The 15,245-nt window shown below is 66.5% G+C and carries 17 protein-coding genes; 6 read left to right on the forward strand and 11 right to left on the reverse strand.

What is annotated here, in order from left to right:
* Nucleotides 1-122: 122 nt before the first annotated feature.
* Entirely contained in the window at nucleotides 123-1,250 is a 1,128-nt protein-coding gene (locus AC1RHV_RS03875) for a branched-chain amino acid ABC transporter substrate-binding protein (RefSeq protein ID WP_054454141.1), read from the reverse strand.
* A 315-nt stretch (nucleotides 1,251-1,565) separates the two neighbouring features.
* Between AC1RHV_RS03875 and AC1RHV_RS03880 the strand changes: the two genes are divergently transcribed.
* Nucleotides 1,566-2,171 carry an RBBP9/YdeN family alpha/beta hydrolase gene (locus AC1RHV_RS03880; RefSeq protein WP_054454834.1) on the forward strand — a complete coding sequence of 202 codons (606 nt, stop codon included), beginning with the start codon at nucleotides 1,566-1,568 and terminating at the stop codon, nucleotides 2,169-2,171.
* Between the two features lie 65 nt (nucleotides 2,172-2,236).
* Here the strand turns inward: AC1RHV_RS03880 and AC1RHV_RS03885 are convergent, their stop codons facing one another.
* The 4 genes from AC1RHV_RS03885 to AC1RHV_RS03900 form a co-directional block, all read right to left on the reverse strand.
* Entirely contained in the window at nucleotides 2,237-2,737 is a 501-nt protein-coding gene (locus tag AC1RHV_RS03885) for a Dps family protein (protein ID WP_054454138.1), read from the reverse strand.
* A gap of 151 nt (nucleotides 2,738-2,888) precedes the next feature.
* Complete coding sequence (locus tag AC1RHV_RS03890) at nucleotides 2,889-3,839, reverse strand: LysR substrate-binding domain-containing protein (protein WP_054454135.1); 951 nt, start codon at nucleotides 3,837-3,839, stop codon at nucleotides 2,889-2,891.
* 80 nt (nucleotides 3,840-3,919) lie between these two features.
* Nucleotides 3,920-6,010 (reverse strand): ATP-dependent DNA helicase RecG, encoded by a 2,091-nt coding sequence (gene recG / locus AC1RHV_RS03895; protein ID WP_175160458.1) that lies wholly within the window; start codon nucleotides 6,008-6,010, stop codon nucleotides 3,920-3,922.
* Nucleotides 6,011-6,049: 39 nt separating this feature from the next.
* Nucleotides 6,050-6,436 (reverse strand): Rid family detoxifying hydrolase, encoded by a 387-nt coding sequence (locus tag AC1RHV_RS03900; RefSeq protein WP_013393965.1) that lies wholly within the window; start codon nucleotides 6,434-6,436, stop codon nucleotides 6,050-6,052.
* 205 nt (nucleotides 6,437-6,641) lie between these two features.
* Here AC1RHV_RS03900 and AC1RHV_RS03905 point away from each other — a divergent pair, with 205 nt between their 5' ends.
* Together AC1RHV_RS03905 and AC1RHV_RS03910 are read left to right on the forward strand one after the other, a co-directional pair.
* On the forward strand, nucleotides 6,642-6,809 hold the full coding sequence (locus AC1RHV_RS03905) for a YhfG family protein (protein WP_125471830.1): 168 nt from the start codon (nucleotides 6,642-6,644) through the stop codon (nucleotides 6,807-6,809).
* Nucleotides 6,810-6,958: 149 nt separating this feature from the next.
* Nucleotides 6,959-7,408 carry a Fic/DOC family protein gene (locus tag AC1RHV_RS03910; RefSeq protein ID WP_255510281.1) on the forward strand — a complete coding sequence of 150 codons (450 nt, stop codon included), beginning with the start codon at nucleotides 6,959-6,961 and terminating at the stop codon, nucleotides 7,406-7,408.
* Here AC1RHV_RS03910 and AC1RHV_RS03915 read toward each other — a convergent pair.
* Nucleotides 7,405-8,319, reverse strand: a complete 915-nt coding sequence (locus tag AC1RHV_RS03915; protein ID WP_054454131.1) for a LysR family transcriptional regulator — start codon at nucleotides 8,317-8,319, stop codon at nucleotides 7,405-7,407. The genes AC1RHV_RS03910 and AC1RHV_RS03915 overlap by 4 nt on opposite strands.
* A gap of 99 nt (nucleotides 8,320-8,418) precedes the next feature.
* Here AC1RHV_RS03915 and AC1RHV_RS03920 point away from each other — a divergent pair, with 99 nt between their 5' ends.
* From AC1RHV_RS03920 to AC1RHV_RS03930, 3 genes are read left to right on the forward strand one after another with little or no spacing between them, the layout of a single operon-like run.
* The gene (locus tag AC1RHV_RS03920; protein ID WP_492299764.1) at nucleotides 8,419-9,777 is read left to right on the forward strand and encodes an acyclic terpene utilization AtuA family protein; all 1,359 of its coding nucleotides are present in this window, start codon (nucleotides 8,419-8,421) and stop codon (nucleotides 9,775-9,777) included.
* Nucleotides 9,774-10,157 carry an AtuA-related protein gene (locus tag AC1RHV_RS03925; RefSeq protein ID WP_054454127.1) on the forward strand — a complete coding sequence of 128 codons (384 nt, stop codon included), beginning with the start codon at nucleotides 9,774-9,776 and terminating at the stop codon, nucleotides 10,155-10,157. The genes AC1RHV_RS03920 and AC1RHV_RS03925 overlap by 4 nt, the downstream gene beginning before the upstream one ends.
* Nucleotides 10,158-10,191: 34 nt before the next feature.
* Nucleotides 10,192-11,154, forward strand: coding sequence for a Bug family tripartite tricarboxylate transporter substrate binding protein (locus tag AC1RHV_RS03930; protein WP_054454126.1), 963 nt, complete (start codon nucleotides 10,192-10,194; stop codon nucleotides 11,152-11,154).
* 29 nt (nucleotides 11,155-11,183) lie between these two features.
* Here AC1RHV_RS03930 and AC1RHV_RS03935 read toward each other — a convergent pair whose 3' ends face one another.
* The 5 genes from AC1RHV_RS03935 to AC1RHV_RS03955 form a co-directional block, all read right to left on the reverse strand.
* Nucleotides 11,184-12,014, reverse strand: a complete 831-nt coding sequence (locus tag AC1RHV_RS03935) for an IclR family transcriptional regulator (RefSeq protein WP_054454832.1) — start codon at nucleotides 12,012-12,014, stop codon at nucleotides 11,184-11,186.
* A 101-nt stretch (nucleotides 12,015-12,115) separates the two neighbouring features.
* Nucleotides 12,116-12,835, reverse strand: coding sequence for an SDR family NAD(P)-dependent oxidoreductase (locus AC1RHV_RS03940; RefSeq protein WP_054454123.1), 720 nt, complete (start codon nucleotides 12,833-12,835; stop codon nucleotides 12,116-12,118).
* A 10-nt stretch (nucleotides 12,836-12,845) separates the two neighbouring features.
* The gene (locus tag AC1RHV_RS03945) at nucleotides 12,846-13,637 is read right to left on the reverse strand and encodes an SDR family oxidoreductase (RefSeq protein WP_119451582.1); all 792 of its coding nucleotides are present in this window, start codon (nucleotides 13,635-13,637) and stop codon (nucleotides 12,846-12,848) included.
* 27 nt (nucleotides 13,638-13,664) lie between these two features.
* Complete coding sequence (locus tag AC1RHV_RS03950) at nucleotides 13,665-14,636, reverse strand: tripartite tricarboxylate transporter substrate binding protein (RefSeq protein ID WP_054454119.1); 972 nt, start codon at nucleotides 14,634-14,636, stop codon at nucleotides 13,665-13,667.
* Nucleotides 14,637-14,683: 47 nt separating this feature from the next.
* On the reverse strand, nucleotides 14,684-15,211 hold the full coding sequence (locus AC1RHV_RS03955; protein ID WP_054454118.1) for a 2,4'-dihydroxyacetophenone dioxygenase family protein: 528 nt from the start codon (nucleotides 15,209-15,211) through the stop codon (nucleotides 14,684-14,686).
* Nucleotides 15,212-15,245: the final 34 nt, after the last annotated feature.

Here is a 15,245-nt window from a genome sequence, read left to right on the forward strand (position 1 = left end):
CGGTTCCCGGGCCGTCGGAAGAACAAAAAAACCGGGCCGGAAGACTGTCGCTTCCGGCCCGGTTTCCTGCGGAACCGCCAGGGGGTCCGCCGGTCTCGCGGGCCGGCGGCCCGCGCCTGGACTTACTTGTAGACGGTCTTGGAACCGTCCTTGTGCCAGGTGAACACGTCGAACTGGAAGTTCGTCAGGTCACCCTGCTTGTTCCAGGACACCTTGCCGATCGGCGTATCGAAGGAATTGGCGTGCAGGTACTTGGCGACCTTGGTCGGGTCGTCGCTGCCAGCGCCCTTGATGCCGTCCGCGATGACCTGGGTGGCCGTGTAGGCGGTCATCTGGAAGGCGCCGCTGGCGTTGCGCTTCTTGGCTTCGAAGGCCTTGACGATGTCGGCGTTGGCGGCGTTCTGGGTGAAGTCGGCCGGCAGCGTCAACAGCATGCCTTCGACGGCGTCGCCGGCGATGGCGTTGATGTCGGGGTTGCCCGTGCCTTCCGGACCCATCCACTTGGCCTTCACGCCCTGTTCGGCCGCCTGGCGCAGCAGCAGGCCCATTTCAGGGTGGTAGCCGCCGTAATAGACAAAGTCCACGCCCTGGCTCTTCAGCTTGGTGATGACGGCCGAGTAGTCGCTGTCGCCGGCGTTGATGCCTTCGAACACGGCGACGGCCACGCCGCCCTTCTCCAGGTCGTTCTTGACCGCGGTGGCGATGCCCTGGCCGTAGGACTGCTTGTCATGCAGCACGGCGACCTTCTTGGGCTTGATCTTGTCCAGGATGAACTTGGCGGCGGCAGGACCTTGCTGGTCGTCGCGGCCGATGGTGCGGAAGATGAACTCGTAGTTCTTGCCGTCGGTCAGGGCCGGCGACGTGGCGGACGGCGTGACCATGACCACGCCTTCATTGTTGTAGACGTCGGCGGCGGCGATGGTGGCGCCCGAGCAGACGTGGCCCACGACGAAACCGATCTTGCTGTTGACCACGCGGTTGGCGGCGACCGGGCCTTGCTTGGGTTCGCAGCCGTCGTCGATCACGACGGTTTCCAGCTTCTTGCCGTTGATGCCGCCGGCGGCGTTGATGCGCTCGACTGCGGTATCGACCCCTTCACGGACCATATCGCCATACTGCGTGACCGCGCCGGTGGTGGGGCCGACAACGCCGATCTTGATGGTTTGCGCTTGCGCTCCCGAGGCAAACGCCAGACCGGCTGCGACGCCCAGCGCTGCAATGACCGGGGTCAGACGAAATACTGGCTTCATGTGTGGACTCCTCTAATGATTTGTAATCGTTAGTTTTTGCACCGGGTCGGACGCCGGATCATCTCCAGGCCAAGCATGCCTGCTGGACTGCCCTTTGCAGGGGTTTCGGCCCCGGTCACGCCCGGTTGCATTGCGATTGCACGGCAAGCATACACTGAAAAATTGCCCTTCTCAGACCAGTTTTCGACCACTTTGATACCGGTCCGATTATTGCGCTGCGGCATTGTTCGGGGTGCGCCCTTATGCCCGCTGGCGTATATGCAAAAGACGATTTATTCGTTTGCGTTACTAAGGCCGCGCGGCATCATGGCCGCCATGAGACTCCAACCGATCATCGTCCCCGGATGGAAAAACTCCGGACCGCAACACTGGCAATCGCGCTGGATGGCCCTGCTGCCGCATGCGCGCCGCGTCGAGCAACGCGACTGGGAACATCCGGCTCCCGGCGAATGGATCGCGGCGCTGGCGACCGAGGTGAACGAGGCCCGCAGCCCCGTGCTCCTGATCGCGCACAGCCTGGGTTGCCTGATCAGCGCCGCCCTGCCGGTGCCACTGCGCGCCAAGGTCGCGGGCGCGCTGCTGGTGGCGCCTGCCGACGTGGAACGCGAAAATGCTCCCGCCTGTTTGAGAAGCTTCGGACCTGTGCCACGGCATTCCCTGCCCTTCCAAAGCGTGGTGGTGGCGAGCGACGACGATCCCTATTGCCAGCTGGAACGCGCCCGCGCGTTTGCGCGCGATTGGGGCAGCCGGCTGGTGGTCGTGCCGGGCGCTGGCCACATCAACGCCGAGAGCGGCCTGGACGACTGGCCGCAGGGCCTGAAGCTCCTGGGCGCGCTGCGCCGGCGCGCGGTGTGGCGGGTGACGCCGCCGCCCGAGCGGATCGCGCCCATACCGGCACGGCCGCTGTCGCATCAGGCCTGACTCATTTCCGATGCTGAAAAAAACGGAGCCGCGAGGCTCCGTTTTTCATGTGGCGTCGGCCGCTATCACTGCAGCAGGCTGCGCAGCATCCAGGCGTTCTTTTCGTGCACGTCCAGGCGCTGCGTCAGCAGGTCGGCCGTGGGCTGGTCGTTGGCGGCATCGGCCTTCTCGAAAGCGGCGCGCGCCGTCTTGGCGACGGATTCGTTGGCGGTCACCAGCAGACGCACCATTTCCAGGGCTTCCGGCACCGAGTCCGGCTCGGCGATCGAGGACAGCTTGCTGAATTCGCGGTAGGTGCCCGGCGCGTAGTGGCCCAGCGCGCGGATGCGCTCGGCGATGCTGTCCAGCGCGTTCCACTCTTCCGTGTACTGGGTCATGAACATCAGGTGCAGCGTGTTGAACATCGGCCCCGTGACGTTCCAGTGGAAATTGTGCGTCATCAGGTACAGCGTGTACGAGTCGGCCAGCAGCTTGGACAGTTCGCCGGCGACTGCGGCGCGGTCCTTGTCCGAGATACCGATGTTGATGCGCGGAACGCTGGAGGTCTTCTTGGGGGACTTGGCCATTGCTAGCTCCTAGGGATGAATGTGCGAAACAAGGATAACACTGCAAATACGGCGAAATGCCGCAATATCCGCCGCTTTTATCAATCAGTCCTGCGACCTTTTGACGCGGCGCAAACCGCGCGCGCGAAGCCGCCTGAAAGCGGCCCGGGAATCAATCCTGCACTGCCGCGACCTCGTCGGTCAGCATCTTCACGCCGGGCAGCTCGCAGGCATAGACCGCTTGCGCCAGCGCCTCGATGGCGGCCAGCCGCGGGAAACTGCGGCGCCAGGCCAACACCACGCGGCGCTCCGGCACGTGGCCGTCAAATGGCAGATAGCGCAGCAGGCTGTTGGAAGGCGGCTGCTCCGGCACCGCGGTCACGGGCAGCACGGTCACGCCGATGCCGGCCGCGACCATGTGGCGGATGGTCTCGAGCGAGGAGCCTTCGAAGGTGCGCTGGATGCCGTCGCTGGCGGCCGAAAAGCGCGACAGCTCGGGACAGACTTCGAGCACCTGGTCGCGGAAGCAGTGGCCGCTGCCCAGCAGCAGCATGGTCTGCTGCTTCAAGTCCTGCGCGTCGATCGCCTGGCGCCGGGCGAGCTCGTGGTCATTGGGCACGGCCACCACAAAGGGCTCGTCGTACAAGGGTTGCATGACCAGACCGGCCTCCGGCAGCGGCAAAGCCATGATGGCGCAATCGATCTCGCCCTGGCGCAGCAGCTCGACCAGGCGCACCGTGAAATTCTCCTGCAGCAGCAGCGGCATCTGCGGGGTGCGGCGGATCTGCTCCGGCACCAGCCGCGGCAACAGGTACGGACCTATGGTGTGGATGACGCCGACGCGCAAGGGGCCGGCCAACGGGTCGTGCCCCTGGCGCGCGATCTCCTTGATGCTGGCGCTTTCTTCCAGCACCTTCTGCGCCTGCGCCACGATGCGCTGGCCGATGGGGGTGACGCCGACCTCGGCGCCGCCACGCTCGAACAGCGTCACGCCCAATTCGTCCTCGAGCTTGCGTATCGCTACCGAGAGCGTGGGCTGGCTGACGAAACAGGCCTCGGCCGCCCGGCCGAAATGCCGTTCGCGCGCAACGGCGACGATGTACTTGAGTTCGGTGAGAGTCATGGTGGACTACGCCCCCGGGGGTTATGCCCCAGCCTTGCGGCTGGCGCTTGCTAGATTAAGGTTGGCGGCTGGCTGCATGGTCAGGTGCGCAGGAAATCCTCGCGCCCGCGCATCCAGCGCGCCAGGTGCGCCTCGACCGCGGCCGGATGTTCGGCGCGCAGCCAGACCGCGGCATCGCGCGCGTCTTCAGCAATGGCCGCGTCCGTTTCCAGGTCGGCGAAGCGCAGCAGCGCCATGCCGGACTGGCGCGTACCCAGGAACTCTCCCGGACCGCGCTGTTCCAGGTCACGGCGGGCGATTTCAAAACCGTCCGAGGTCTCGAACATGGCCCGCAGGCGTTCGCGCGCCACTTGCGACAGCGGCGTCTGATAGAGCAGCACGCAGACCGATTCGGCGGTGCCGCGCCCTACCCGGCCGCGCAGCTGATGCAGTTGCGCCAGCCCGAAACGCTCGGCGTGTTCGATCACCATGAGCGAGGCGTTCGGCACGTCCACGCCCACTTCGATCACAGTGGTGGCGACCAGCAGGTCGACTTCGCCATCGCGGAAGGCCTGCATCACGGCGGCCTTTTCGGCTTGCGGCAGCCGGCCGTGCACCAGCCCGATGCGCAGGTCCGGCAGGTCGACCCGCATGCCTTCGTAGGTGTCCACGGCGGTCTGGAGTTCCAGGGCTTCGCTTTCCTCGACCAGCGGACAGACCCAGTAGGCCTGCTGCCCGCCGCGCGCGGCCTGGGCAATGTGGGCGATGACTTCCTCGCGCCTTGCGTCCGACACCAGCTTGGTCAGCACGGGACTGCGCCCCGGCGGCAGCTCGTCGATGACGGACACGTCCAGATCGGCGAAGAAGGTCATGGCCAGCGTGCGCGGGATCGGCGTCGCGCTCATGTTGAGCTGGTGCGGCACGTTGCGCCCGCGCACGGTTTCGCCCTTGCGCGTCAGCGCCAGGCGCTGTCCGACGCCGAAGCGGTGCTGCTCGTCCACGATGGACAAGCCCAGGCGGTGGAATTCGACGTGATCCTGGATCAGCGCCTGCGTGCCCACGACCAACTGCACGCTGCCGTCAGCGGCGGCGGCCGCCGCTTCACGGCGCGCCTTGGCGGACAGGCTGCCGCTCAGCCAGGCCACATTCACGCCCAATGGCTGCAGCCACGACACCAGTTTGCGGAAGTGTTGCTCGGCCAGAATTTCGGTGGGCGCCATCAGCGCCACCTGCGCGCCGCTGGCGATGGCCTGGGCGGCGGCGATGGCCGCCACGACCGTCTTGCCGCTGCCCACATCGCCCTGCAACAAGCGATGCATGGGATACGGCTTGGCCAGATCGGCGGAGATTTCCTGAACCACGCGCTCCTGCGCGCCAGTCAGTTTGAACGGCAAGGTTTCGTACAGCCTGGCGACCAGGCCGCCGGCCTCGTTGCGCACGGGCAGCGACTCGGCTTCCTTTATGCGGCGCGCGGCCCGCGCGGCCGCCAGCGACAATTGCTGCGCGAGCAGCTCATCGAACTTGATGCGCCGCCAGGCGGGATGCACGCGGTCCAGCAAGGCCTGCTCGGACTCGCCCTGCGCAGGCGTATGCAGCGCGCGGATGGCTGGCTCGAACGGCGGCAGGTCATAGCGCGCCCGCGCCTCGTCGGGCAAGGTGTCGGACAGGTCGGCGCGGTCCAGCGCCTGCGCGATGGCGCGGCGCAACGTCAGTTGCGGCAGCCCTTCGGTACTGGGATAGACCGGCGTGAGCGCCGTGGGCAGCGGCGCATCGGCATTGGTCATGCGCGGATGCACCATCTCGCGCCCGAACAGGCCGCCGCGGACCTCGCCGCGCGCACGCAGGCGCTTGCCCACGGTGACTTGCTTCTGCTGGCTGGGGTAGAAGTTCAGCCAGCGCAATTGCAGTTCGCCGCTGTCGTCCGCCAGCGTGGCGGTCAGCTGGCGCCGTGGCCGGTAGAGGACCTCGGATTTGGTGATCTCGCCCTCGACCTGCCCGGCAAAACCGGGCCGCAGGGCGCTGATCGGCATGATGCGGGTTTCGTCCTCGTAGCGCAGCGGCAGGTGCAGCACGAAGTCCTCGGGCAGCACCAGACCCAGGTTACGGAGCTTGCGCTCCGTATCCGTCATTGCACGGCCGGCGCCTTTGTTGTCGGCGCCGGATCGCTTGGAAGCCGCGGCTGCGGCCGGCATGAAGAAACGAACCCCTGGATTGAAAAGTCCGGACGGGCCTTACAGGACCAGAATGGCTTCGACCTCGAACTGCGCGCCCTTGGGCAGGCTGGCCACGCCGATGGTCGAGCGCGCCGGGAACGGCTGGGGAATGATCTCGGCCATGATGGCGTTGGCGGCCGTGAACTTGCCCAGGTCGGTCAGGAACAGTGTCAGCTTGACCACATTGTCCAACGTGCCGCCGGCAGCCTTGATGACTTCCTGCATGTTGGCGAAAGCCTGACGCACCTGCGCATCGAAGTTCTCGGAGACCAGATCGCCAGTGCCCGGCTCCAGGCCGATCTGGCCCGAGAGGTAGACAGTCTTGGTGCCGCTTACGGCAACCGCTTGCGAGTAAGGGCCTACCGCGGCGGGCGCGGTGTCGGTATGGATGATTTGCTTGCTCATGGGCGGAATCCTTCGAAAGTCGGATAGAAACTACAACTATCGAAGTTTATCCAGCAATAGACATTTGCGAAAGTGGCTGGATGCCGTAGGATGGGCGCACGACGGAATATAAGGGCTTCCCGCAATGCTGAGCCGGCCAAGTCCTATGTGCGCTTCGGTGTAATCACGCTTATACCTCCGCAGCTTCTCAAATGAGGCGTTTCCCTTGAAAAACACCAGCCTCCAAGCCAAGTTGGATTATTGGGCAAAGGTGCGCCGCTCCAACTACGCAGCTAGCCTGCGCCTCGAAGGTTACCCAGCCACGCCCGCCCACGCGCAGCGCGAACTGCCCTCCCGCGAAGCCGTGTTGCGCGCCTATCGCAAGCCTGCCTGACATTGGACAAGTATGGCGCTGGACAGGATCCGTACTGCTACCCAGGCAGTCTCACGCTGCGCAATTGACTGAACATCTGGGACGATTCGCTGCTCGCGCAGGCTGAGCAAGAGCTTTCCGAGATCGCCGCCAGCCAGATCGATCTTTTCCTGCCTCCCTACGACCTTGCGTACCTGAAGCGACTCCATCGCACGCTCTTTCAGGATCTCTACGACTGGGCGGGCGAGTTGCGCACCATCGATATCTCAAAAGGCGGCACGCGCTTCTGCAATACAAGCAGGATCGAACCCGAGGCCGACAAGATTTTCGCGGCCCTGGCGCGGGCCAACTGGTTCAAGGAGCTGCCGCGCTCCGCGCTGATCGCCGAGGCAGCCGTCGCCTACGGCGACTTGAACATGATCCACCCCTTCCGTGAAGGCAACGGGCGCGCTCAACGTCTCCTGTTCGAACACCTCATCATCAATGCCGGCTACGAGATCAGTTGGTGGTCAGTGGAGCAACGGGAATGGGTCGACGCCAACGTCGCCGCCGTGATCTGCGACTACGCGCCGCTGGAGGCGGTGTTCCAACGCTGCGTCGGCCAGCCGATAGCCGGCTAATCCAAACCAGGCAATCCCGGGCTATCGATATCCCCCCGATGCTCCCGCAACAGGTCGTACAGGGCCTGCGCCGCCACCGATAGCGTGCGGCCCTTGCGCCGCACCAGGTAGAGCGGACGGGTCAGGGCCTTGCCGGCCAGCGGCACGATGCGCAGGTCGGCGCCGCCGAAATGGAACAGCGTCATCGCCGGCACCACCGAGATGCCCAGCCCCGCGCGCACCAACCCCGTTGCCGTGGCCAGGTGCTCGACCTCGAACACCGGCGCCGGTGCGTCGGCCCCCAAGGCCGCGTCCAGATGCTTGCGCACGCTGCTGCCGCGCGCAAGCTGGATCATGGGATAGCGCAGGATGTCGCGCAGCCGGGCGCGGCCCGCCCCTGCCAGCGGATGATCGGCGCGACAGACCAGAAAATAACGGTCCGCATGCAGGAACTCGCTGTCCAGGTCGTTCATGTCCGGCCGTCGCGAGGCCACCGCGAAATCCACCTGCCCTGCCTGCACCAGGTCCAGGCAGGGATCCAGCAAGGCATCGCGCAGGTCCACCGTGATGCCTGGATAGGACTCGCGAAAACGCGCCAGCAGCCCCGGCAGCCAGCCGGCGGCAAGCGAGGGCAAAGCCGCCAGCGCCACCCGTCCGCGACGCCTGGCGGCGTGGTCGCGCAGATCCTCCATGACCAGGTCCATGTCGGCCAGCAGCCTGCGCGCCGTCGCGTCCAGCACTTGCCCCTCGACCGTCAGCTCCACATGGCGCGTGTTGCGGTCGAACAGGCGCATGCCCGCGCTGTCCTCCAGTTGGCGGATCAGGGCGCTGAAGGCCGGCTGCGTCAGGTGGCAGCGTTGGGCCGCCCGGGTGAAGTGTTTTTCGTCGGCCAGGGCCACGAACGCGCGCAATTGCCGGGCAGACAGATTCATGGCTTTTCTCTATGAATTGATCCGATCTTTCTATTTTACTGATGAGCCGAGCGTGCCTATAGTGGGCCTCAGACACCTAGACCCCTGCCCTGACTCCGTATGTCCCTAGCCCCCCTCCACATAGGCTGCGCCTCCGGGTTCTCCGGCGACCGCAGCGACGGCGCCGCCGCCGTGGTGCGCACGCTGATCGCCCGCGGCGGCGGCGTGCTGATTTACGAAACGCTGGCCGAGCGCACGCTGGCGTTGGCCCAGTTGGCCCGCAACGAAGACCCGGAGCGCGGCTACGAGCCCTTGCTGGACGAACTGGTCGGCCCGGTGCTGGCCGACTGTCTGCGCCACGGGATCCGCATCGTCGGCAACTTCGGCGCGGCCAACCCTGCCGCCGCAGCCCGGCGCATTGCCGCGCTGGCCCGGCAGCAAGGCCTGCCCGCGCCGCGCATCGCAGTGGTATATGGCGACGCGCTCTCCAGCGATGCGCAACGCGAACTGCTGCGCCAGCGCCTTGGCGGCGCGCTGGATGGGCGGGACGTGGTCAGCGCCACCGCCTACCTCGGCGCCGCCGAGATCGCAGAGGCGCTGCGGGCCGGCGCGCAGATCGTGGTCGCGGGCCGCGTGTCGGACCCATCGCTCACGCTGGGCCCGGCGCTGGCCCATTTCGGCTGGGCCATGGACGATTGGCAGCGCCTGGGCCGTGCCACCATGGCCGGCCATATGCTGGAGTGCGGCCTGCAGGTCAGCGGCGGCTACTTCTGCGTGCCCGGCTTGAAGGATGTGCCAGACGTGCACGCCGCCGGCTTTCCCATCGCCGAGATCGATGCGGATGGCGAATTCGTGATCGGCAAGGCCGACGGTACCGGCGGCATGGTCGATGCGCGCACCGTCAAAGAACAGCTGCTGTACGAAGTGCACGATCCCGCGCGCTACCTGACGCCGGACGTCGTCGCCGACCTGAGCCGCGCCGAGGTGGCCGAACTGGGCGGCGATCGGGTGGCGGTGCGCGGCATCACCGGCCACGCGCGTCCCGCCGAACTCAAGGTCAACGTCTGCTACCGCGGCGGCTGGCTGGCCGAAGCCGAGATCTCCTATGCCGGGGTGCAGGCCGAAGCACGCGCCCGTCTGGCCGCCGATATCGTGCGCAAGCGCCTGGACCCGGCTCTGCGCCTGCGCGCCGACCTCATCGGCGCCATCAGCATCCTGGGCGATGACGCCGGCAGCATGCTGTCCGCCCTGCCCGACGGCCATGCGCGCGACGTGCGCCTGCGCGTCGCGGCCGAACACATGGACCGCAAGCTTGCCGAAAGCGTGCTGCGCGAAGTGACTGCCCTGTATACCTGCGGCCCGGCCGGCGGCGGCGGCGTGCGCACCGCGTTGCGCCCGCGCCTGAACATGCTGTCCTGCACCCTGCCGCGCGACGCCGTGCCCAGCGGCTGGACCTTCCTGGAGGAAGCCCCGCAATGAATCCGCCGCTGATCTCGGTCCCCCTGTACCGCCTGGCGCACAGCCGTTCCGGCGACAAGGGCGACATCTCCAACCTGAGCCTGATCGCCTGGGATCCGGAATGCTACGACGTGCTGGATGCACAGGTCACCGAGGCCCGCGTCGCCGACTGGTTCGCGTACCGCCGCCCCAGCCGCGTCACCCGCTACGCGCTGCCCACGCTGCATGCGATGAACTTTGTGCTTGAAGGCGTGCTGGACGGCGGCGTCAACGATGCCCTCAACCTGGACACGCACGGCAAGAGCCTCTCTTTCAGATTGCTGGACATGACGGTCGAAGTCAGCCCTGCGCTGGCCAGCCGTCTGCCCGACATACCCGGCGACCGTCCCGCGGACGCCTGATTTCGATTCCTATAAAAATCCACAGGAGACACACATGCGCATTGCTTCCAAAGGCCGGCTGGCCTTGCTGCTGGCCGCCGCCCTGCCCTTGAGCGCCATGGCCCAGTTCCCCGCCAAGCCCATCACCTTCATCGTGCCGTTCGCCGCCGGCAGCGCCACCGACCAGATCGGCCGCGCCATCGGCCAGGGCGTCACCGAACAGACCGGCCAGGCCGTGGTGATCGAAAACAAGCCCGGCGCCAGCGCGATGATAGGCGCCGCGGCCGGCGCCCGCGCGGCCCCCGACGGCTACACCGTGCTGATCACCACAAACACCACGCATGCCGCCAACGAGCACCTCTACAAGACGCTGACCTACGATCCGGTCAAGGACTACGCGCCGCTGACCCTGCTGGGCAAAGGCGGCCAGATCATGGTGGTCAATCCCAATTCGCCGGCCAAGACGGTTGGCGACTTCCTGGCCCAGGCCAAGCAAGCGCCCGGCAAGCTGAGCTTCGGCAGCGGCAGCTCCAGCAGCCGCATCGCCGGCGAACTGCTGCAACAGATGGCGGGCGTGCAACTGCTGCACGTCCCATATAAGAGCAATCCGCTGGCGGTCACGGACCTGCTGGGCGGCCAGATCGACATGATGATCACCGACACCGCCACCGGCCTGCCGCAAGTCAAGTCGGGCAAGCTGCGCGCGTTGGGCGTGACCGGCCAGGCGCGTTCACCGCTGGCGCCGGACGTACCCACCATCGCCGAGGCTGGCGTGCCAGGCTATGAAATGGGCTACTGGTTTGCCGCGTATGCGCCCGCCGGCACGCCGCCTGATGTGGTCAAGCGCTTGAACGAATTGCTGGTCAAGGCCACTTCAAGCGCGCCTGCCAAGCAGTTCTATGCGCAAACGGGCACGGACGCGGCAAGCTCCACGCCGGCAGAACTGGCGCAGTTCCAGCAAGCCGAGTCGAAGAAGTGGGGCGAGATCATCAAGAAGGCCGGCATCCAGCCCGAGTAGACCGCCCCGGGGCGGTGGCGCGCCGCCCGTCAGAGCAGATCGCTGCTCGCCAGCATCGGCGTGCCGGCAATGCGCTGGCTGATCGCACGGCAGGCCTCCAGCAGCGGCGCCACATAGGCCGCTTCCGGATCTGGTTTCTGGCGGAATCGCAGCGTGCTCACGCTGATGGCCGCCACCGGCACGCCGTTCTGGCCGAAAATCGGCGCGCCGAAGCAATAAATGCCGGCCTCGTTCTCTTCATCATCCACGGCCCAGCCGCGCTGGCGCACCTGTTCGAGCTGCCGCCGCAGCGCGGCCGTATCCTTGACGGTATTGGGCGTATGGCAGGCGAACGGCTGCGGCAGCATGTCCAGCGCGGCCTGCAGAGCCGCCTCGTCCAACATCGCCAGATACGCCTTGCCCACCGCCGTCGAGTACATGGAGACGTTGGTGCCGATGCGCGAATTCATCTGCACCACGCTGGGGCTTTCCAGCTTCTCGATGTAGACCATGTGCTGGCCGTTGGGCACGGCCAGGTGCACGGTCTCGCCGGTGACGTCACGCAACTGCTTCAGGTTCTCGACGGCGGCCAGCCGCATTTCCGAACGGCCCCAGCTGCGGCTGGCCAGCTGGATCAGGCGCGGCCCCAGGCTCAGCTTGCCGGTGACCGGATGTTCGGCCAGCAGGCGTTCGGCCACCAGCGCGGCCACCGTACGGTACACGGTCGGCCGCGGATAGCCGCTGCGCTTGCTGAGTTCGGCCACCGTCATGGATTCCGGCGTATCGGCCACGACTTGCAGCACATGCATGAACTTCGAGAAGGCGGCTGTGCCCGCCACCTGTGCGGCGGGAGGGTTGGCGACTTGCGGCAGTTCTGGCATGGCGGAAAACGTGGCGTTGGCGGTAACGAGGCCGCCCCTGCGGCGCGGCCCCGCCATTATCCCTACAAACGCCTGCGCGCGTACACGGTGGCGGCCAACGCTCAAGCCACGAGGTAGCCGCCGTCCACGGGCAGGATCACGCCCGTCATGAACGAGGCCGCCGGCGTGCAAAGAAACGTCACGCCCTCGGCCACGTCTTCCGGCTTGCCCCAGCGCCCCAGCGGGGTACGCTGCAGAATCGGCCCCGAACGCTCGGGGTCGTCCTGCAAGGCGCGGGTCAGCGGCGTGGCGATCCAGCCCGGCGCGACGGCGTTGACGCGGATGCCGTCCGCCGCGTAGGCCAGCGCCAGCGACTTCGTCAGCTGCGCCACCCCGCCCTTGCTCGCCGCATACGCCGGCACCAGCGCCCCGCCGAAGAAACTGAGCATGGACGCGGTGTTCACGATGCAGCCGCCGCGCCGCGCAAGCTTCTCGCGCGCGGCGCCGCATACGCGCATGGTGCCGGTCAGGTTGATCGCCAGCACCTGCTCGAACACGGCGGGATCATGCTCCGCGCCGCGGCGGATGATGCCGGCGCAGTTGACCACGATGTCCAGCTCGTCCAACCCTTGCAGCAGGCGTTCGACGTCGCCCGCGTCGCTGACGTCGCCCAGGCGCACCTCGATACCCGGCGCCAGTTCGCCGGCGTCGGATTGCAACCCGGCAGCTATGGTCCGCGCGCCCAGCGACGCCAGCCGGTTGGCAACCGCCGCCCCGATGCCTTGCGTGGCGCCAGTCACCAGCGCCGTCTTGCCTGCAAACAGATCCGCTTGATACGTCATTGCCGTCCGCTCAGAAAGTGCCGGGATAGGCGCCGCCGTCAGCCAGCACGTTCTGGCCGGTGACGTAGCCCGCATGGACGCTGCACAGGAAAGCGCAGATGGCGCCGAACTCCTCGGCGTTGCCGAAGCGTCCTGCCGGTATCGCCGCCTGGCGTTGGGCGCGCACGGCTTGCGCGTCCTGGCCGGTCTTGGCCGCGGAAGCCGCCAGCGCCGAGCTCAGCCGGTCCGTGGCGAACGCGCCGGGCAGCAGGTTGTTGATCGTGACGCCGCGCGCCGCGATGTCGCTGCGCGCCACGCCCGCCACGAAACCGGTCAGGCCGCTGCGCGCGCCGTTGGAAAGGCCAAGGATGTCGATCGGCGCCTTGACCGCGCTGGACGTGATGTTGACGATGCGCCCGAAGCCGCGTTCAGCCATGCCGTCCACCGTGGCCTTGATCAACTCGATCGGCGTGAGCATGTTGGCGTCGACGGCATTCAACCACTGTTCCCTGCCCCAATCGCGGAAATCCCCGGGCGGCGGCCCGCCCGCGTTCGTGACCACGATGTCGTAGTCGCGATGCGCGGCGAACACGGCCTCGCGGCCCTGCGCGGTCGTAATGTCGGCCGCCACGGCCTTGACGAAAGACTTGTCGTCCGTCCGCGCCTGCAGCAGTTGCTGCCGCGCGGTCTCGAGAGCCTCTGCCCCGCGCGCCACGATCACCACGTTGACGCCTTCGCGCACCAGGGCCAGCGCGCAGCCGTAGCCCAGGCCTTTGCTTGCGCCGCCCACCAGCGCGGTCCTGCCGGTAATGCCCAGATCCATGTCCTGCTCCTTGTCGTTGCCTGCAGTCTATTGGCGCATGCCGAACTTTTCGATCAGCGCCTTGAACGTCGTATTGTCGCGCTCCATCAGCGCCGTGAACGTCTGTTGATCGGCGACCGCATAGCCCAGGTTCTGCTCCGCCATGAAGCGCTTCAGGCTGTTTTCGGCGGCTGCCTGCCGGAACGCGGCCCCCAGCACGTCCAGTACCGGCTGCGGCGTGCCCTTGGGCGCGGCGATGCCGCGCCAGGTGCCGATCGACAGATCGATGTTGCGCTCCTTCAGCGTGGGCACGTTCTCGAAACCGGGCACGCGCGCGTCGGCCATGACCGCCAGCGGCTTGAGCTTGCCGGCCTTGACGTACTGCATGACCTCTGCCGGGCTCACCGCCACCGCATCGATGTGTCCGCCCAGCAAGGCCAGCACTGCCGGATTGCCGCCATTGAAGGGGATGTGGTTGAACTTGGCGCCCGTCTTGTCCTCCAGCGCGGCGGCTGCCAGATGCCAGATCGAGCCGATGCCCGCGTTCCCCACCTGCATGCTCTCAGGCTTGGCGCGGGCCGCCTCCAGGAACGCTTCGATGGTGTTGTACGGCGAATCGGCGGCCACCGTGATGGCCGAAGGATCGGCATTGAGCTGGATGATGGGCGTGAACTTCTCGTAGGTGGTCTTGGTCAGGCCCAGGTGGGGAATGATCACCATGTCGGCCGTCACCAGCGCCAGCTTGTAGCCGTCGGGCTTGGCGTTGGCCACTTCCGTCAGGCCGATCCCGCCCGCCGCGCCCGGCTTGTTCAGCACCACGATGGGCTGCGTCAAATGGGTGCGCGAGGCGTCGCCCATGGCCCGCGCCATGGCGTCCGTGCCGCCTCCCGCGGCAAACGGCACCACGATCTCGATGGCCCGGTTGGGGAAATTCTGCGCCAGCGCCACTGGCCCCGCGGCCAGCGCGGCGCTGCCCAGCAGCGCGGAAAGAATGCAGCGATTGAACGCACGACGTTTCATGGTGTCTCCGGATTATGTTTATGTGCTGCGGGTGGGAATGCGGAATTTCAGCGTATGAACTGCTTTACGTAGTCTTCGCCCAGGCCGACGTCCGCGAAGTGCTTGCGGCACATGTCGATCTTGGTGAACACGTCTTCGTAACCCATGCCCTTGCCCCAGGGGTCGGTGTAGTACATGACGCCGTTGACCTGGAAGTACGTGATCATTTCCTCGACGTCGGGCGGCACGTAGAGCGTGTGCGTCTCCCCTGGCGGCTCGAACACGTAGCTGCCTTCAGTCGCCTCCCAGTCGTGTTCCAGATAGCGCCAGCGGCCCTTCAGGACGAAGCCATGCACGGCCTGCGGATGGCGATGGCGGCTGAGCACGCCTGACTTGCGCACGCGCAGCAGGTTCATCCAGTAGCCCTGGCTGGCATTCAGACAGAGCGGGCGGAACCAGACGTTCTCGGCCTGCGGTACCCACAGCCTCTCGTCGGTCGGGATCGCGTGCGGAATCACGATTTCTGGCAGGGCCTCGGGCGGATTCGGGTACTGGTATGGGGTCAGGGGCTCGGTGTCACTCTGTTCCAATGGCATTTCTTTAATCCTTCCATATTATGGACAATATGTT

The organism is Achromobacter sp. GW823-FHT04E03 (assembly GCF_058796095.1).